17 protein-coding genes, 1 tRNA gene and 1 pseudogene are annotated in these 18066 nt (G+C 64.1%); 10 read left to right on the top strand and 9 right to left on the bottom strand.

The window, feature by feature from the left end; genetic code table 11:
• From AB3X94_RS25875 to recA, 4 genes and pseudogenes are all read right to left on the bottom strand, one after another.
• Positions 1-97: pseudogene (locus AB3X94_RS25875) on the bottom strand (succinyl-CoA synthetase subunit beta); the annotation flags it as partial.
• Positions 98-154: 57 nt separating this feature from the next.
• On the bottom strand, positions 155-829 hold the full coding sequence (locus tag AB3X94_RS25870) for a DUF2889 domain-containing protein (RefSeq protein ID WP_176105127.1): 675 nt from the start codon (positions 827-829) through the stop codon (positions 155-157).
• Positions 830-957: 128 nt separating this feature from the next.
• Entirely contained in the window at positions 958-1725 is a 768-nt protein-coding gene (recX, locus tag AB3X94_RS25865) for a recombination regulator RecX (protein WP_368613091.1), read from the bottom strand.
• 7 nt (positions 1726-1732) lie between these two features.
• Positions 1733-2809: a recombinase RecA gene (gene recA, locus AB3X94_RS25860; protein ID WP_176105125.1), complete on the bottom strand. Its 1077-nt coding sequence runs from the start codon at positions 2807-2809 to the stop codon at positions 1733-1735.
• 254 nt (positions 2810-3063) lie between these two features.
• On the opposite strand from recA, the gene AB3X94_RS25855 reads away from it, so the two are divergent.
• The 4 genes from AB3X94_RS25855 (at position 3064) to AB3X94_RS25840 (ending at position 7460) form a co-directional block, all read left to right on the top strand.
• Positions 3064-3861, top strand: coding sequence for a response regulator transcription factor (locus AB3X94_RS25855; protein ID WP_176105124.1), 798 nt, complete (start codon positions 3064-3066; stop codon positions 3859-3861).
• A gap of 9 nt (positions 3862-3870) precedes the next feature.
• Entirely contained in the window at positions 3871-5409 is a 1539-nt protein-coding gene (locus tag AB3X94_RS25850) for a sensor histidine kinase (RefSeq protein WP_176105123.1), read from the top strand.
• Between the two features lie 229 nt (positions 5410-5638).
• A complete protein-coding gene (locus AB3X94_RS25845) occupies positions 5639-7297 on the top strand; it encodes an MFS transporter (protein ID WP_176105122.1) in 1659 nt (552 codons plus the stop codon).
• 86 nt (positions 7298-7383) lie between these two features.
• A tRNA-Met gene (locus tag AB3X94_RS25840) sits at positions 7384-7460 on the top strand.
• Between the two features lie 63 nt (positions 7461-7523).
• Here AB3X94_RS25840 and AB3X94_RS25835 read toward each other — a convergent pair.
• Positions 7524-8735: an MFS transporter gene (locus AB3X94_RS25835; protein WP_368613090.1), complete on the bottom strand. Its 1212-nt coding sequence runs from the start codon at positions 8733-8735 to the stop codon at positions 7524-7526.
• 394 nt (positions 8736-9129) lie between these two features.
• On the opposite strand from AB3X94_RS25835, the gene AB3X94_RS25830 reads away from it, so the two are divergent.
• On the top strand, positions 9130-9465 hold the full coding sequence (locus tag AB3X94_RS25830) for a hypothetical protein (RefSeq protein WP_368613089.1): 336 nt from the start codon (positions 9130-9132) through the stop codon (positions 9463-9465).
• Between the two features lie 75 nt (positions 9466-9540).
• Here the strand turns inward: AB3X94_RS25830 and AB3X94_RS25825 are convergent, their stop codons facing one another.
• Positions 9541-9984 carry a MarR family winged helix-turn-helix transcriptional regulator gene (locus AB3X94_RS25825; RefSeq protein ID WP_176105119.1) on the bottom strand — a complete coding sequence of 148 codons (444 nt, stop codon included), beginning with the start codon at positions 9982-9984 and terminating at the stop codon, positions 9541-9543.
• 142 nt (positions 9985-10126) lie between these two features.
• On the opposite strand from AB3X94_RS25825, the gene AB3X94_RS25820 reads away from it, so the two are divergent.
• On the top strand, positions 10127-11665 hold the full coding sequence (locus AB3X94_RS25820; RefSeq protein WP_176105118.1) for a DHA2 family efflux MFS transporter permease subunit: 1539 nt from the start codon (positions 10127-10129) through the stop codon (positions 11663-11665).
• A gap of 23 nt (positions 11666-11688) precedes the next feature.
• Here AB3X94_RS25820 and AB3X94_RS25815 read toward each other — a convergent pair whose 3' ends face one another.
• On the bottom strand, positions 11689-12402 hold the full coding sequence (locus AB3X94_RS25815) for a FadR/GntR family transcriptional regulator (protein ID WP_368613094.1): 714 nt from the start codon (positions 12400-12402) through the stop codon (positions 11689-11691).
• Positions 12403-12536: 134 nt separating this feature from the next.
• On the opposite strand from AB3X94_RS25815, the gene dgoD reads away from it, so the two are divergent.
• Together dgoD and AB3X94_RS25805 are read left to right on the top strand one after the other, a co-directional pair.
• Positions 12537-13685 carry a galactonate dehydratase gene (dgoD, locus tag AB3X94_RS25810; RefSeq protein WP_368613088.1) on the top strand — a complete coding sequence of 383 codons (1149 nt, stop codon included), beginning with the start codon at positions 12537-12539 and terminating at the stop codon, positions 13683-13685.
• Positions 13686-13864: 179 nt separating this feature from the next.
• On the top strand, positions 13865-14167 hold the full coding sequence (locus tag AB3X94_RS25805) for a hypothetical protein (protein WP_368613087.1): 303 nt from the start codon (positions 13865-13867) through the stop codon (positions 14165-14167).
• 180 nt (positions 14168-14347) lie between these two features.
• On the opposite strand, the gene AB3X94_RS25800 is transcribed toward AB3X94_RS25805, so the two are convergent.
• Both AB3X94_RS25800 and copC read right to left on the bottom strand, forming a co-directional pair.
• Positions 14348-15277, bottom strand: coding sequence for a CopD family protein (locus AB3X94_RS25800; RefSeq protein WP_176105115.1), 930 nt, complete (start codon positions 15275-15277; stop codon positions 14348-14350).
• Positions 15274-15651, bottom strand: a complete 378-nt coding sequence (gene copC / locus AB3X94_RS25795) for a copper homeostasis periplasmic binding protein CopC (RefSeq protein ID WP_176105114.1) — start codon at positions 15649-15651, stop codon at positions 15274-15276. The genes AB3X94_RS25800 and copC overlap by 4 nt, the downstream gene beginning before the upstream one ends.
• Before the next feature lie 341 nt (positions 15652-15992).
• Between copC and AB3X94_RS25790 the strand changes: the two genes are divergently transcribed.
• Both AB3X94_RS25790 and AB3X94_RS25785 read left to right on the top strand, forming a co-directional pair.
• Positions 15993-16724, top strand: a complete 732-nt coding sequence (locus AB3X94_RS25790) for a c-type cytochrome (protein WP_176105113.1) — start codon at positions 15993-15995, stop codon at positions 16722-16724.
• A gap of 21 nt (positions 16725-16745) precedes the next feature.
• Positions 16746-18047 carry a cytochrome c gene (locus AB3X94_RS25785; protein WP_176105112.1) on the top strand — a complete coding sequence of 434 codons (1302 nt, stop codon included), beginning with the start codon at positions 16746-16748 and terminating at the stop codon, positions 18045-18047.
• Positions 18048-18066 lie beyond the last annotated feature (19 nt).

The raw sequence follows: 18066 nt of genomic DNA, 5'->3' as shown, positions 1-18066 counted from the left end.
TGACCGCATCATCCACCGAGAAGACCGGCTTGCCGCGCGGTACCGCGACGCCGAATTTCCGCAGGATTTCCTTACCCTGGTACTCGTGAATCTTCATGCGTGATTCCCTTCAGTCTGAGAGTTGGATAGAACTTCGATTCCGTTTTGCCGCCGTTCAGGCCGACGCGTCGCCGCCTCGTGCGCGGGCCGCCGCGTCGTCCGACGAGGCCGCGCGTTCCGCCGGACGCGGTGCGTGGCCATACCAGCGCGGATAAAACTGTTTCACCGCCTCGCCGTCGAAACGCAGCGCATGGCAGCGTCCCAGCTGGAATGGCGGCTTGTCGTTGGAATGCTCGCCTGTGCCGTTAGACGATTCGTCTCCCGAACCCGCGTTCGCGCCCGGCGTGCCTTCATCGGTGTTCCAAACTTCGCCGGCGAACGCCTGGATCGCGGCGGTCGGCAGCATCGCGCACAGCTCGGTGAGATGCGTGCAACCGGCCGTGCCGGCCAGCAAACGGGCAGCATCGCGACGGAAGTTATGGAACAGATTGAGCCCGATGAGGGCACGGTAGGCGGGATTGCTGGCCTGGCATAACCCTGGATAGGGCACCCAGTCGGACGACGCCTCGGCGTCGACGACGTTGAGCTTGCGATCGATGGTGATGCGAAGCCAGAGTTCATGGATCGGCTGACCATTGGGCCGGATTCCCGACGGAAGCGCCACATCGCGAGGCTTTTCGTCGGTCAGGCACGCTTCCACATCCCACAGGCCATCGGCTCGCTCGTAAGCTTCCGCTCTGATTGCGCGACGATGGCGCAACTGACGGGACACTGGCGGGGAGAGCGACATGCGGGAAGGAAAGGCCGGATTGGAAAACCTCTGGATTTTAGCATAACGGGTATTTGGGACAGCCCCGATTGCGCACGGCCTCGCGCCGGGTTACGGCGTGGCAATCGACGGCCGTCAGGGCTGACGTGCTAGTCGCCGTCCCAGATGTCGTCGATACCCTTCAGGATCTTGCCGATCGTCGCGCCGGAGAAGCCGCGCGACGCCAGGAAGCGCGCCTGCTTCGCGCGCTCCGCGGGCGTTTGTGGCAGCTGGCCGAACTTCTTGAGCCAGACCGCCTGGGCGCGCGCGAGTTCGGTTGCACGCAATTGCGCACTCGCCTCTTCGACGACCGCCGGGTTCAGCGCGTGCTGCTTCAGTTCACCGAGAATGCGGCTCGTGCCAAGCCGCGATGCGCGCCGGTGAACCAGACTTTCCGCGAAGCGCGAGTCCGATAGCCAGTTTTCGGCTTCCAGCGAGTCAAGCACCGTGTCGAGCGAATCGGTTTCCTCGACGTAGGGCTTCAGCTTGCGCGCGAGTTCGGCGCGGCTATATTCGCGACGCGACAGATAGCCGAGCGCCCGTGCTTTCAGCGAACGGGCTGGGCGTTGGGATTTTCTGCTGTCGTCTTGGTCGGCTTGCCCCGGCTTCACTTCGTCGGCCTGGCGACGCGAACGGCTGTAGGTGACTTCGGAGGGGGGGCGGGAATCGCGCCCGGAGAAATCCGGGCTGGACGATGCTGCAGGGGATGCAGACCGTGTACGCTGCGGCCCGCGGCCTGAGGCGCGGTCGTGTGCGTCGAACGATTCGAACGGATCGAATGGATCGCCGGAATCTGGCGATCCATCCGCCGTGTCGCGCGGGCCGTCCGGATAGCGTCCAGAGTCGGAACCGGACAGCGGCCGGCCTTTGCGTATCACGTGATGCTTACTCTTCTTCGTCCGCGACTTCAGCGCCCGCGCCAGTCACGGCGTCCGCCATCGCGGTGACGCCCAGCGATTCGCGGATACGGTTTTCGATTTCGCGAGCGATGTCCGGATTTTCGCGCAGGAATTCACGCGCGTTGTCCTTGCCCTGACCGATCCGCTCGCCGTTGTAGCTGTACCATGCGCCAGCCTTGTCGACGATCTTCGCCTGCACGCCGAGGTCGATGATTTCGCCCTGACGCGAGATGCCCTCGCCGTACAGGATGTCGAAGATCGCTTCGCGGAACGGCGGCGACACCTTGTTCTTGACGACCTTCACGCGCGTTTCGTTGCCGATCACTTCGTCGTTCTTCTTGATCGAACCGATGCGGCGGATGTCCAGACGCACCGACGCGTAGAACTTCAGCGCATTACCGCCCGTGGTGGTTTCCGGGTTGCCGAACATCACGCCGATCTTCATGCGGATCTGGTTGATGAAGATCACGAGGCAGTTCGTGCGCTTGATCGTGCCGGTCAGCTTGCGCAGTGCCTGCGACATCAGACGCGCCTGCAGACCCGGCAGCGAGTCGCCCATTTCGCCTTCGATTTCCGCCTTCGGCACCAGCGCCGCCACCGAGTCGATCACGATCATGTCGATCGAGCCCGAGCGCACCAACGCGTCGGCGATTTCGAGCGCCTGCTCGCCGGTGTCCGGCTGCGAGACCAGCAGGTCGGCGACGTTCACGCCGAGCTTGCCCGCGTATTGAATGTCCAGCGCGTGTTCCGCGTCGATGAACGCCGCGGTGCCGCCGAGCTTCTGCATTTCGGCGATGACCTGAAGCGTCAGCGTGGTTTTACCGGACGATTCCGGACCGTAGATTTCGACCACGCGGCCGCGCGGCAAACCGCCGACGCCCAGTGCGATGTCGAGGCCGAGCGATCCGGTGGAGACCACCTGGATGTCTTCGACTGCCTCACCTGCGCCGAGCCGCATGACCGACCCTTTGCCGAACTGCTTTTCGATCTGCGCGAGCGCGGCGGCGAGAGCCTTGCTCTTTTCAGCAGTCAGTCCAGCCGAGCCTTTCTTGCTTTCTTCCATGAATCGTCCTTTGCTATGATGAACGGCGTCTGAGGCAGGTGTGCACCCGTGGTTTCACTCGAATTGAGCGGAGCCTGCAGGACATCACACGAAACGCAGACACTGTATAAAAAAACAGTGGTTTTGGCAAGCGCGATTATGATGCGAACGCGCATTTTTACTGTCGCGTCACCCCCACTACCCACAATAATGTTCGGAGACCGCTGCGCGCCGGGGCAAGCCCCACGGTGCCGGCAAAGCCAGGCTGGCGCACCATGCGAATTCTGATTGCCGAAGACGACAGCATACTCGCGGACGGTCTGGTTCGATCACTCCGCCAATCGGCCTATGCGGTCGATCACGTCAAAAGCGGCGTAGAAGCCGATACCGCGTTGTCAATGCAGACGTTCGACCTATTGATCCTCGATCTGGGCCTGCCGCGCATGTCCGGGCTCGAGGTGCTGCGCCGCCTGCGCGCGCGCAATTCGAACCTGCCTGTGCTGATCCTGACCGCCGCAGACAGTGTGGACGAACGCGTCAAAGGCCTCGACCTCGGCGCCGACGATTACATGGCCAAGCCCTTCGCGCTGAACGAACTCGAAGCCCGCGTGCGCGCGCTGACGCGGCGCGGTGCCGGCGGTGGCCCGACCGTCGTGCGGCATGGCTCACTGTCGTTCGATCAGGTGGGCCGCATCGCCTATGTCAACGACCAGGTGATCGATCTGTCCGCGCGCGAGCTCGGTCTGCTCGAAGTGCTGCTGCAACGGATCGGCCGGCTGGTCTCGAAAGAGCAGCTGGTCGACCATCTTTGCGAATGGGGCGAGGAAGTCAGCAACAACGCGATCGAAGTCTACGTGCACCGGCTGCGCAAGAAGATCGAGCCGAGCGGCGTGCGCATCATCACCGTGCGCGGGCTCGGCTACTGCCTCGAAAAAGCGGCGCCGCCGGCGAATGCGAACACGCCCGCCGCCGCTGCCGGCTCCGAGCCGCAAACGGCACAAGCGGCACAAGCGGCACCACCATCCACCGCGCCGTCGTCTGCCGCGATGCCGGCGAGCCATCACTACAAATAGAGGCCAGCGATGTCCGCACGCGCTGATCGCGCCACGGCGCACGCGGCGGACCTCGACGAGGCGCGCGACGCGCGCTACGCCAACCCGTTCGCCCCGCCCGACGAAACCGAAGCCGCCGCCGAAGCGCGTCCGCGCTCCCTGTTCGGCGAGATTCTCGACTGGATGCTCGCGCCGCTGCTGCTGCTGTGGCCGATGAGCCTCGCGGTCACCTATCTGGTCGCGAAGTCGATCGCGAACGGCCCGTTCGACCGCGCGCTCGAAACCGACGCCTATGTGCTCGCGCGCCAGATCCATCCGGTCAACGGCGTCGCGGAGCTGTCGCTGCCCGAGTCGACGCGCGATTTCCTGCGCGCCGACAACGTCGACAGCGTGTTCTTTCAGGTGCTCGGCACGCGCGGCGAGCTGGTGGCCGGCGAGCGCGACATGCCGCTGCCGCACGAGGAGGACCGCCCGCCACCGGGCCTCGTCGAATTCCGCGACGACGTGCTGCGCGGCAATGACATCCGCGTCGCGTATACGACCGTCGAGTTTCCGCAGACGCCGGGCGCGCAGCCCGTGCTGGTGCAGGTCGCCGAAACGCTCGACAAGCGCAGCCAGCTCGCCAACGACATCATCAAGGGCGTGATCCTGCCGCAGTTCGTGATTCTGCCGCTCGCGATCCTGCTCGTGTGGTTCGGGCTGTCGCGCGGGCTGGAACCGCTGCATGCGCTGCAGGCGCATATCCGCGCGCGCCGGCCGGACGATCTGTCGCCGCTCGAAGCGCGCCGCGCGCCGCCGGAAATCGAGCCGCTCGTCACGTCGTTCAACGATCTGCTCACGCGCCTCGAACAGAACATGGAGCTGCAAAAGCGCTTCATCGCCGACGCCGCGCATCAGATGAAAACGCCGCTCGCCGGCCTGCGCACGCAGGCCGAGCTTGCGCTGCGCCAGAACGCGTCGGCCGAGGTGCATCGCTCGCTCGAACAGATCGCGACCAGTTCCGAGCACGCCGCGCGGCTCGTCACACAGCTGCTCGCGCTCGCGCGCGCGGAGAACCGTCGGTCGGGGCAGATCTTCACGCCGGTCGAACTCGGCGAACTCGCCCGCAGCGCGGTGCGCGAATGGGTGCAGGCCGCGCTCGCGAAGCAGATGGACCTCGGCTACGAAGCACCCGACGAGCCGGTCGAAGTCGCTGGCAATCCGGTGATGCTGCGCGAAATGCTGTCGAATCTGATCGACAACGCGATCCGGTATACGCCGGCGGGCGGCCGCATCACCGTGCGCGTGCGCCACGACGCCCCGGCGCGGCTCGTGCATCTGGAAGTCGAGGACACCGGGCTCGGCATTCCGGCCAGCGAGCGCTCGCGCGTGGTCGAGCGCTTCTACCGGATTCTGGGCCGCGAGGGCGACGGCAGCGGCCTCGGTCTCGCGATCGTGCGCGAGATCGCGGCGATGCACGGCGGCGAACTCGCCATCGACGACAACGTCTACCAGGAGTCGCCGCGGCTCGCCGGCACGCTGGTGCGTGTCAGCTTGCAGGTGCTCGAACGGGGGCGGGACTTACCCTAACACGGCCGCATTGTCAGCTTGATCGTCTGCGAGTTTTTGAGATATTTCAGTGCGGATCGCGCAAATATCGCCGCACATTGACCGAAATTGATTGCCTGTTCGCCGGCTTACCGGACTACCCCAGGTTTTGGCGTCGAGTCAGAACGCCGTAAGTTTCCACTCCAATAATCGGTTGCACGGGGACGCCTGCGCTGGCGATCCGTGTGTATATCAATATTGGAGACGACATATGGCTACCGTTGGCGGGCAACTCTCGCACGCGCCGATGACGCGCGATGAGAAGCGGGTGATCTTCGCATCGTCGCTGGGTACGGTTTTCGAGTGGTACGACTTTTATCTGGCCGGCTCGCTTGCGGCCTTCATCAGCAAGAGCTTCTTTTCCGGCGTCAATCCGACCGCGGCGTTCATTTTCACTCTGCTCAGCTTCGCCGCGGGCTTCGCGGTGCGGCCGTTCGGCGCGATCGTATTCGGGCGGCTCGGCGACATGGTCGGGCGCAAGTACACGTTCCTGATCACGATCATCATCATGGGCCTGTCGACGTTCCTCGTCGGCTTCCTGCCGGGCTATGCCGCGATCGGCATCGCTTCGCCGGTGATCTTCATCGCGATGCGTTTGCTGCAGGGTCTCGCGCTCGGCGGCGAGTACGGCGGCGCCGCGACCTACGTGGCCGAACACGCGCCGGCGAACCGCCGCGGCTTCTACACCGCGTGGATCCAGACCACCGCGACGCTCGGCCTGTTCCTGTCGCTGCTCGTGATCCTCGGCGTGCGCACTTTCATGGGCGAAGACTCGTTCGGCGCCTGGGGCTGGCGCATTCCGTTCGTCGTGTCGATCCTGCTGCTCGCGGTGTCGGTGTGGATTCGCCTGCAACTGCATGAGTCGCCGGTGTTCGCGCGCATCAAGGCCGAGGGCAAGACCTCGAAGGCGCCGCTCTCCGAAGCGTTCGGCCAGTGGAAGAACCTGAAGGTCGTGATTCTCGCGCTGCTCGGCCTGACGGCCGGCCAGGCTGTCGTGTGGTACACGGGCCAGTTCTACACGCTGTTCTTCCTCACACAGACGCTGAAGGTCGACGGCACGAGTGCCAACATCATGATCGCGCTCGCGCTGCTGATCGGCACGCCGTTCTTCCTGTTCTTCGGCTCGCTGTCGGATCGGATCGGCCGCAAGCCGATCATCATGGCCGGTCTGCTGATCGCCGCGCTGACCTACTTCCCGCTGTTCAAGGCGCTCACGCACTACACGAACCCGGCGCTCGAAGCCGCGACCGCGAAGTCGCCGATCGTCGTGATCGCCGATCCGGGCGAGTGCTCGTTCCAGTTCAACCCGGTGGGCACGGCTAAGTTCGTGACCTCGTGCGATATCGCGAAGGGCGCGCTGTCGCGAGCCGGCCTGAACTACGACAACGTCGCGGCGCCGGCCGGCACGATCGCGCAGATCCGCGTGGGTGATACGGTCGTCAACACGTTCGACGGCCGCGCCCCGGATGCGAAGGAGCAAGCCAAGGCCTTCGAGAAGACGCTCGCCGCGACGCTGAAGGCCGCCGGCTACCCGCCGAAGGCCGATCCGGCTCAGATCAACTGGCCGATGAGCATCGTGGTCCTGACGATCCTCGTGATCTACGTAACGATGGTCTACGGTCCGATCGCGGCGATGCTGGTCGAGATGTTCCCGACGCGCATCCGTTATACGTCGATGTCGCTGCCGTATCACATCGGCAATGGCTGGTTCGGCGGCTTCCTGCCGGCGACCGCGTTCGCGATCGTCGCGGCGCGGGGCAACATCTACTCGGGGCTCTGGTATCCAATCATCATCGCGGCGATCACCTTCGTGATCGGCATGCTGTTCGTGCGCGAGACCAAGGACTCGGATATCTACGCAAAAGATTGAGCGGACCGCCAGTCTGGGCTATCTGAAAAACTTGTGCGCCGGGGGTTGACAGCCTCCGGTTGTCCCAGCATAATCTCGCTTCTTTCGGCGAATTAGCTCAGTCGGTTAGAGCGACGGAATCATAATCCGCAGGTCCGGGGTTCGAGTCCCTGATTCGCCACCAGCTTCAAGAAAAAGCCGCTGTCCCACAAGGACAGCGGCTTTTTTGTTTTTCACCGCTGCCACGTCAACTCAGGTCGTTACCCGATCCGGCCGGTGTCGGGTGAAAGAGAAGCGCCACGACGGTCATCAGCCCGAAGGCCGCACCCGCATAAAACGTCATGGCTGCACCCACACGTTCCCACAACTGACCTGCGATAACGCTCGAAACCAGCGTCACGATGCCGCTCAGCAGATTGAAGAAACCAAACGCAGTCCCACGCAAATGCGCTGGCGCCGTGTGCGCGACCATCGTGGCGAGCAGGCCTTGCGTCATCCCCATGTGCAGCCCCCAAAGCGCTACCCCGACGACGACCATGCTCCAGTGGCTGCCGTGTGCCAGCACGAGGTCGGCGCCGATCAACACGACCAGACCACCGATCAGCAGCCGCGTATGACGCATCGTGTCCGCGAGCTTTCCGAATGGATAAGCGGACAGCGCGTAGACCACATTCATTACCACCATGACCAGCGGAACGAGCGCAATCGGTACGCCGCTGCTCATCGCACGAAGAACCAGAAAAGCCTCGCTGAATCGCGCCAACGCGAACACAGCCCCTATCCCTACGACCCACCAGTAGTCCAAACCAAGGTCCCTGAGACTCTGCCACCGCACAGGGTTGCTTCTTTGGGCAGGAGGCTCGTGCTCAGGCTCGGTGATACCGAACGTCAACAGCGCGACCGCGAGCACCCCGGGAATGACGGCAAGCCAGAACGCAAGCCGAAAATTGTCTGCCCAGATCAGCATGATGAGAACCGCCAGCAGCGGTCCGAGAAACGCACCGACCGTATCGAGCGATTGGCGCAGGCCGAAGGCCGCGCCACGCAGGTGCTGCGGCGTGACATCTGCAATGAGCGCATCGCGAGGCGCACCACGAATGCCCTTGCCGACACGGTCGATGACGCGCGCCGTCACCACGACTCCCACCGACGACGCAATGGCAAAAAGCGGCTTGCTCATCGCGCCGAGCGCATACCCGGCTACGGCGAGCCACTTTCGGTTGCCGAGGTAGTCGCTTAGCGTTCCCGAAAACACCTTGACGATTTGGGCCGTGGCCTCCGCGACGCCTTCGATGAGCCCAATCGCGCCGGCCCCGGCGCCAAGGCTCGCCAACAGAAACATCGGCAGCAGGCTGTGGATGATTTCGGATGAGATGTCCATGAAAAGACTCACACATCCTAGAACCCACACGCTGCGTGGAATCTGCCGGACGGCATTGACTTGCGGTTCGTTTCGCATTCGATAGATGGCATCAAATAACAGGTCGAAACGGCACGGCGCATGCGAGCGCTAGCGCAGTTCGCTACGACCGCTACATCTTATGGCATGGCTGAGTCGGATACCCGTGTGGCGCGTGATCGACGGCGGCGCAAGAATTGCTGATGAAGTGTGGGAAATGCCCAGCGCTGGGTTCGGCTCGTTCATCGCGATCGATGGAACGAACGACGAGCAGCAGCGTCGCAGAGTATGGGCAGTGAAGCGCCGCGGGTTTCGTTGGCAGCTCCGTCTCTTGAGAGAATAGCGCCCCGAGAAAGTCTGGCAAGTTCTCTCCGGAGGTTCAACGCGCGTCCACGATGCAGAACCTGGCAGGCTTCCTTCCGCAATTCCGTCGCAACTTCGAGGAGGTTCCTTAATGACGTTCCGCACCGTCGCGCTTGCCGCAACCACCGCTGCGCTCACGCTCGCCGGCACGACCGCCGTCCTCACCGCACAGGCCCAAACGCCGAGCACTTCCGACAGTCAATGGCGCGCCAGCTCGACCATGCTCGCGACGCTTCTGCAGGACGGCTACAAGATCGTCGCCGTGGTCAACAACGGGCCGGCCGACACGATCTTCGTGCAGCGCGATCAGAGCGCGTTCAAATGCATCGATGCGCAGCAACCGGAAGCAAAAGCGAAAACGGCGGCGGCGGGCTGTTACGAGCTGGTACCGCCGAGCGGCGGCGCCCCAGCGTCGGAATCCAAATAACGTGATTTGAAGCGCGTGCCAGCGTCGCTCGGGCTCGCGCGAAAGACTTCAGCGTCTCGCCAACACCGCGACGCTTCAGCGATCCACCAGCCGGCTCAAGTTGCCGCGCACGCGCTGGAGCAGCGCGATCAACTGCGCCGCTTCTTCATCGCTGAAACCATCGAGCGCTTCGAGCGCGACCTCGTCGCCGACCTTGCGCGCCTTGCCGAGCGTGCGCTCGGCCTTCGGCGTCATGCGCACCTGGCGCTCGCGGCGATCCTGCGGATTCGCGGTCCGCTCGATCCAGCCGCCCTCCTCCATCCGGTCGAGCAGCCGGCCCGCCGAGATCGGCGCGACCTCCAGCAGATCCGCGAGCCGGGCCTGATTGATCTCGCCGTAATGGCCGAGATAGGCGAGCACGCGACATTGCGCGCGAGTCAGGTCGACCGACGACTTCGCATGATCGTCGAAACGCTTGCCCGCCAGCCGGCCGACGTCGTAGATCAGAAAGCCGAAGCGCTCTTCGAATTGGGTTTTCATGCGCGGATTATACGGAAGCACTTCGGCTTACAGCGCGCTTGCGCCTGCGCATGCGTTCCAGCTTCAGCACAACTCCCGATCGCGCAAACACACATTGACGATATACTAAGCATGCTTACGATATCGACCCTCCCCACCTTTCATGTCTTCCGCCTCCACGCCGGCGAGCGCCACTGAGCTGCTCAACCGGCCGATGATCACGATCTCGATCATGCTCGCGACGCTGATCCAGACGCTCGACAGCACGATCGCAAACGTGGCGCTGCCGCATATGCAAGGCACGCTGTCCGCGTCGCAGGACGAGATCACATGGGTGCTGACTTCCTATATCGTCGCTGCCGCGATCGCCACGCCGCTCACCGGCTGGCTGGCGGACCGCCTCAGCGTCAGGCGGCTGCTGCTGATCGCGATCGGCGGCTTCACGGTGGCGTCCGCGTTGTGTGGACTCTCCGAGACGCTGCCGCAGATCGTCGTGTCGCGTTTGCTGCAAGGGATCTTCGGCGCGTCGCTGGTGCCGCTTTCGCAATCGATCCTGCTCGACATCAACCCGCGTGAAAAGCAGGGCCAGGCGATGGCCGTATGGGGCATGGGCGTGATGGTTGGACCGATTCTCGGGCCGACGCTCGGCGGCTGGCTCACCGATAGCTACAACTGGCGCTGGGTGTTCTTCATCAACGTGCCGATCGGCGCGTTCGCGCTGTTCGGCGTCGCGACCTTCCTGCCGAAGCGCGAGCCCAAGCACGACGTGAAGTTCGACGCGTTCGGCTTCATCACGCTCGGCCTCGCGATCGGCGCATTGCAGGCGATGCTCGATCGCGGCGAGCAGCTCGACTGGTTTTCATCGACCGAGATCGTGATCGAGGCGCTGGTCGCGGCGATCAGCTTCGCGTTTTTCCTCGTCCACACGGCGACCGTCGGCGAGCGCTCGTTTTTCAAGTACAAGTTGCTGAAGGACCCGAACTTTGCGACCGGCACGTTCTTCATCTTCGTGATCGGCGCGGTGATGTACGCGACCCGCGCGCTGCTGCCGCCGATGCTGCAAAACCTGATGGGTTATCCGGTCGCGACCACCGGCCTCGTCACCGCGCCGAGCGGCGCCGGCACGATGGTCGCGATGCTGATCGCCGGCCGGCTGCTCAAGCGCGTCGATGCGCGGCTGCTATTGCTCTGCGGCTTCCTGATCTCGGCGTTCGCGCTGTGGCAGATGATGCATTACACGATCGTGCTGTCGGAGTCGAACATCGTGTGGCCAGGCGTAATCCAAGGCTTCGGGCTCGGTCTCGTGTTCGTGCCGCTGTCTGCACTGACGTTCTCGACGCTGTCGCCGGAGTTGCGCGCGGACGGCACCGCGACTTATAGCTTGATGCGCAATATCGGCAGCAGTATCGGCATTTCGATCGTCCAGACGCTGATGACGCGCAACACGCAAATCTCGCACGCGGACCTCGCCGCGAACGTGACCGCGTTCAATCCGGCGCTGCAGTCGATGCTCGACGGCGGCTCGCGCTACGACATCGCGGCACTGAACGCGTCGATCACGCAGCAGGCGGCGATGGTCGCGTATCTGAACGACTTCAAGCTGATGTTCGTGGCAACGCTGCTGGTCATCCCGCTATTGCTGCTGATCCGGCCGTCGCATAAAGCGCTGGATGCGTCGGCCGCGCATGCGGCGATGGATTGAGATCGAGCGCGGCGCCGTCCGTCTCAGCCTTCGATTCGCCCGCGCGTCACGCCAAGCAATGACGACATCGCCGCGTACGCCGCGGCGGCATCGCGCGCGCGGATGGCGTCGTACACCGCCGTGTGCTCGGCGAGCGACGCGTTGAACACATCGGCGCGTTTCGCATTGAGCCGCAACTGTGCCTCGAGCGTGCGCTCGATCAGCGCGCCAAGCGGAATCAGCAATTCGTTGCTGCACGCGGTCAGCACGCTCAGATGGAACTGCAGATCCGCACGCACCCACTCATCGACGTTACGCGCCGCCACCATCGCGGCATGGGCGGCCGCAAGCGCGCCCAACGTGTCATCGGTGCACGCGGTGGCTGCAAGGCCGGCCGCGTAAGGCTCGATCATCTCGCGCATTTCCTGCAGTTTGAGCGCAAACGCCATCGGCTCGGCGACGCGCGAATACCAGTCGAGCAGATCGGCATCGAGCAGATTCCACGCGGACTTGACCCGCACCCGCGTACCCACGCGCGGCCGCGATTCGATCAGCCCTTTCGACGTCAGCGTGCGCAGCGCCTCGCGCAACACCGTGCGGCTCACGCCGAACGTCTCCATTAACTCGGCTTCGCGAGGCAGGATCGACTTCGGCGCATAGTCGCCGCGCAGAATCGCGGTCGCGAGCAGTTGGGTGACTCGTCCATGCAGATCGTGCGGAATGGTTTTCTCCTCGCGGGTGGTGGTCTCGTCGCGCAACGCGGCAACAAGTATTCCAAATCTCACCACTATGTGGCAAATAGTACTATTAATAGTATTTAAATGCACTTTTGTTGTAGCATGGAATTCCCAAAATTCTTTGCGTTCCGGCCGATCGTCAGGAGACACACACCATGAAAATCACCAAGCTCGAAACCTTCGTCGTCCCGCCGCGCTGGTGCTTCCTCAAGATCGAGACCGATGAGGGCATCGTCGGTTGGGGCGAGCCGGTGGTGGAAGGCCGCGCGCATACGGTCGCCGCGGCCGTCGAGGAACTCTCCGATTATCTGATCGGCAAGGACCCGCTGCTGATCGAGGATCACTGGCAGGTGATGTACCGCGCGGGCTTCTATCGCGGCGGCCCGATCACGATGAGCGCGATCGCCGGCGTCGATCAGGCACTGTGGGACATCAAGGGCAAGCATCATGGCGTGCCGGTGCATGCGCTGCTCGGCGGCCAGGTGCGCGACAAGATCAAGGTGTACTCGTGGATCGGCGGTGACCGCCCCAGCGATGTCGCGAACAACGCGCGCGCGGTGGTCGAGCGCGGCTTCAAGGCCGTCAAGATGAACGGCTCGGAAGAACTGCAGATCATCGACACCTTCGACAAAGTCCAAGGCGTGATCAACAACGTCGCGGCGGTGCGCGAGGCGGTCGGGGCGAACATCGGCATCGGCGTGGACTTCCACGGCCGCGTGCACAAGCCGATGGCGAAGGTGCTCGCCAAGGAACTCGATCCGTACAAGCTGCTGTTCATCGAGGAGCCAGTGCTGTCGGAGAACGCCGAGGCGCTGCGCGACATCGTCAATCAGACCAATACCCCGATCGCGCTCGGCGAGCGTCTGTATTCGCGCTGGGACTTCAAGCACATCCTGTCGGGCGGCTACGTCGACATCATCCAGCCGGACGCTTCGCACGCAGGTGGCATCACCGAGTGCCGCAAGATCGCCGCGATGGCCGAAGCCTACGATGTCGCGCTTGCGCTGCATTGTCCGCTCGGCCCGATCGCGCTCGCGACCTGCCTGCAGATCGACGCGGTCAGCTACAACGCGTTCATCCAGGAACAGAGCCTCGGCATCCATTACAACCAGGGCAACGACCTGCTCGATTACATCAAGAACCCGGAAGTCTTCAAGTATGAAGACGGCTTCGTGTCGATCCCGCAAGGCCCGGGCCTCGGCATCGAGGTCAACGAAGAAAAGGTGCGCGAGATGGCGAAGGTTGGTCATCGCTGGCGCAATCCGGTGTGGCGTCACACGGACGGCAGCGTGGCCGAATGGTGACTCGCGGGCCATTGCGCCCGCGCGTTCCGGCTATGTGACGCGCGGGCCGCCCCTCCCTGCCTCGATCCCCGCACATCCTTATCCCGCCCGGCTCTCGCGACGTTTGTTCGGTACCGGACAGACACATGGTCTGCTCCTTGCTGAAATGCATGCCGACAACGCATGCCGCGGGGAACACCATGGGCGAATTCCTTCCTGACTATCTGATCCGCGAACAGGCGGCGGTCGGTGCGCTGGTCGTCTTCGGCGTGCTGCGCATCATCGGCGCGATGGTCGCCTACGAGCGCGGATGGAGCATCGCGGTGGTCGGGAAATTCTTTATCGCCGCGGCAGTGCCGTACTGCCTGCCGCAGGTTTTCGATCTGCTCACGCAGATGGTCGGCACGCACGCTGCCGGCGCCGAACTCGAAGGGAAGGCCGCGGGCTGCGCGATCGCGTTGTTCTGCGCGCCGATTCTCGGTCATCGCCTCGGCCTCGAGTAAGCGCGCAGCGAGCCGGACCGCGTGATGCGACTGACGCCTGCATTGCTGGAACGCGCGCGCGACGACGCGCTGCTTGCCTGAAGAGTAGTAGCGGGTGCGCTGGCAACAGCCAGGCGACCGTGTGTATTGCGCCGCACGTGCTTTGCAGTGCGGCGCTTTTTTATGCGGCGCGCCGCGCGTTCAGCCGAGCGCAGCGAACGCCGGCACGGTGTGCGACAACGCGGCCGCGACGACGAACACGCCGATCATCACGAGCGCTTCCAGATACATCACGTTGACGAAGGTATGCGCATCCATCGTCGACGCGGTGCGACGCAGGCGCGGCAGCGCCGACGTGCGGTTCAGCGCGCCGAGCACCAGCGCGAGCGCGACCAGCACGAGCTTCAACGTCAGCACGTGTCCCCACGTGCTCGCCTGAATCGCTTCGAACGACCCGCCCGAGCCGCGCACCGCATTGAAGACGCCCGACAGCAACACCAACGCGACCGCGACGAGCGAGACGTTCGACACCTGGGTCGCCGTGCGAATCAGCATGCCGCGCGCGGTCGATGCGCCGAGCGCCGGCAGCACCGCGAAGCCCGCGGCCATCGCGACACCGCCCCATACGCTCGTCGCGAGCACGTGCAGCGTCTGCATGCCGATCGCGGCCGATACGACGCCGGCATCGGCCGCATGACCGAGCGACGCCTTGCCCGCCGAAATCGCGAGCACCGCGAGCCACAGCAGCGTGTTACGCAGCATGCCCGTGCCGTGGCTCAGCGCGGTGCCGAGCAGCACCAGTGCGCCGCCGAACGCGACGCTCCAACCATAGCCGACATGCGTTTGCGTCAGCACCGTCGGCACCATGCCGAATGCCGCGGGCAACGCTACGCCGCTCATCGACGCCGCCTGATACAGCAGCCAGCCGAGATCCGCGAGCACCAGCACGATGGTGGCCGCGAGCATCGAGCGATGTGCGCGCATCCAGCCGGGCCGCGCCGGTGAAGTGCCTTGCTGCCCGTCCTTCGCGAGCCATGCGCCGAGTAGCGCCGAGCCAACGGCGAAGCCGAACGCGACGTTCATGAGCGCGGCCATTGCGACCTGCCCGATCCACAGTCCGTCGAAGTTCATTTGACGTTGAACGCGAAGTCGCCTTGCGTACGATGGCCATCGGTGGCCACCGCGACCCAGTGCACCGAATAGCGGCCGCTCGTCAGCTGAGGCAGCGCGAGGTGCATCTCGCGGGCGTCCGCGCTATCGACCGTCGACGCGGTCGAAGTCGCAGGCTTGCCGCTTGTATCGGCGAGTGTGATCTTGCTGAACGCAGGCTCGAGCGGCTCGGTGAAATGGATGGTCACGTCGGCCGGCGCGACGGCCTCGGCGTTCGCGGCCGGCACGCTCGAGATCAGATGCGCATGCGCGAACGCGGTGGATGACATGGCCAGCGCCACCGCGCCGGACATCAACGCTCGCAGCGTCGATGAGGAGAAATCGAATAGCTTCATGTGGGGCCGATAGCGGATGAGAACGAACGAAACAGAGCCGGGCCGACGACGCGCATCGTCTGCACGACGGCCGGCGAGCCCGGAAGTGTACGCTTCGATGGCGCGCACGGGGATCGGTTCAACCTTGCTTGATGAGACAACGATATTGATCACGACGCACGACGCAACTGAAGTCCGAAACTGGCAAACGCGACACACTGTCGCATGGCGGTCACACCTGGAACCGCATCTAATGCGGCAAATAGGCACCATCACCCTTCGATGATAGAATGCTGCGTCGCCGCAGCGACGGCTGTCCTTCACACCGAGCCGCCCGAAGTTCGGTCAGGTCCCCGATTCTGATGGAGTTACGCGTGTCTTCAAGACGCCTCTTCCGCCCGTTGCTTGCCCTTCTGCTGATCGGCTCCGCGGGTGTCTATAGCGCTGCGAAAGCGCAGACTCAACCGAAGGCCCCCGACACGATGGAAGCGCGCGTGCAAGGCTGCACGGCTTGCCACGGCTCGCATGGGCAAGGCACCGACAATGACTACTTCCCGCGTCTCGCGGGCAAGCCGGCGGGATATCTGTTCAATCAGTTGCAGAACTTCCGTGAAGGGCGCCGCAAGTACCCGCCGATGAACTACCTCGTCACGTATCTCTCCGACGACTACCTGCATCAGATCGCCAACTTCTTCTCGCAGCAGCGTCCGCCGTATCCGACGCCGGCCAGGCCGACGGTCTCGGCCACCACGCTCGCGCGCGGTGAGCAGATCGTGCTGCATGGTGATGCGAACAAGCAGGTGCCCGCTTGCGCGGCCTGCCACGGCAAGGCGCTGACCGGTATGGAACCGGCGATCCCGGGTCTCGTGGGCCTGCACGCCGACTACATCAGCGCGCAGCTCGGCTCATGGCGTTCGGGCACGCGTCGTGCGATCGCACCGGACTGCATGCACACCATCGCCACGCGCCTTAGCGACGAAGACGTGAACGCCGTCGCGGCCTGGCTTGCCACGCAGCAGGCTCCGCAAAACCCCGTGCCGGCTCCGGCCCGCTCCTTGAAGACTCCGCTTGCCTGCGGCAGCGAACCGCAATAAGGCGCCGGGAGAGACATTCAAATGAAACGCAAGTCTTTGTTCGCCCTCTCTGCAGTCGTCGTGGTCGCGGCCGCCGCACTCGTTCCCGTCCTGTGGTCGGGCGGCGACCATCTGCATAGCAGCGGCGCGGCCGTCGCGGCAACGCCCGCGGACCAGGCCGACCTGATCAAGAAGGGCGAGTATCTCGCCCGCGCGGGCGACTGTATCGCCTGCCACACCGTGCGCGGCGGCCAGCCGTTCGCGGGCGGCCTGCCGATGGCCACGCCATTCGGCACGATGTTCACGCCGAACATCACGCCTGACGACCAGTACGGCATCGGCAAGTGGACCCAGGACGACTTCTATCGCGCGATGCACACCGGCCGCTCGAAAGATGGCAGCCTGCTCTATCCGGGCTTCCCGTTCACGAGCTACACGAAGGTCACGCGCGCCGACTCCGACGCGATCTACGCGTACCTGCGCTCCGTCGCGCCGGTCAACGTCCCGAGCCGTCCGCACGAACTGAAATTCCCGTTCAACCAGCGCAACATGCTGATCGGCTGGCGCACGCTGTTCTTCCGTGAAGGCGAGTTCAAGCCGGACCCGACCAAGTCGGTCGAATGGAACCGCGGTGCGTATCTGGTCGAAGGTCTCGGCCACTGCGGCATGTGCCATACGTCGATCAACGCGATGGGCGGCCCGGTCAGCTCGGCGGCGTTCGCGGGCGGTCTGATTCCGCTGCAGAACTGGTATGCGCCGTCGCTGACGTCGAACAAGGAAGCCGGCCTCGGCGACTGGGACCTGAGGGACATCGCCGATCTGCTGAAGACCGGCGTGTCGACCCGCGGCGCGGTGTTCGGTCCGATGGCCGAAGTGGTTCACAACAGCCTGCAGTATCTGTCGACCGAAGACATCAACGCGATGGCGACGTACCTGAAGACGATTCCGCAGAAGAGCGAAGCACCGGAACCGCTGCAGCTCGAAACCTCGGAAAAGTTCGGCGGCGAACTGCTGAAGCAAGGTCAGAAGATCTACGCTGACAACTGCGCGAAGTGCCACGAAGACAATGGTCTCGGCCGCCCGCCGGCATTCCCGCCGCTCGCGAACAACCAGTCGATCCAGATGCCGTCGGCGGTCAACCCGATCCGCATGGTGCTGAACGGCGGTTATCCGCCGAGCACGGACGCGAACCCGCATCCGTACGGCATGCCGCCGTTCGCACAGTCTCTGTCGAATCAGGAAGTCGCAGCGGTCGTGACGTACATCCGTATGTCCTGGGGCAACCACGGTACGGCCGTGTCGCCACAGCAAGTGGCCGAGTTGCGTTCGGCGCCGCTCGACTAAGCAGGGTTCGACGTACCCT

It is taken from the genome of Paraburkholderia sp. BR10923, assembly GCF_040948765.1.
Classification (GTDB): Bacteria; Pseudomonadota; Gammaproteobacteria; order Burkholderiales; family Burkholderiaceae; genus Paraburkholderia; species Paraburkholderia youngii.
Note: the sequence above shows the minus strand (reverse complement) of the source record. Positions and strands in the feature narration are given on the sequence as shown.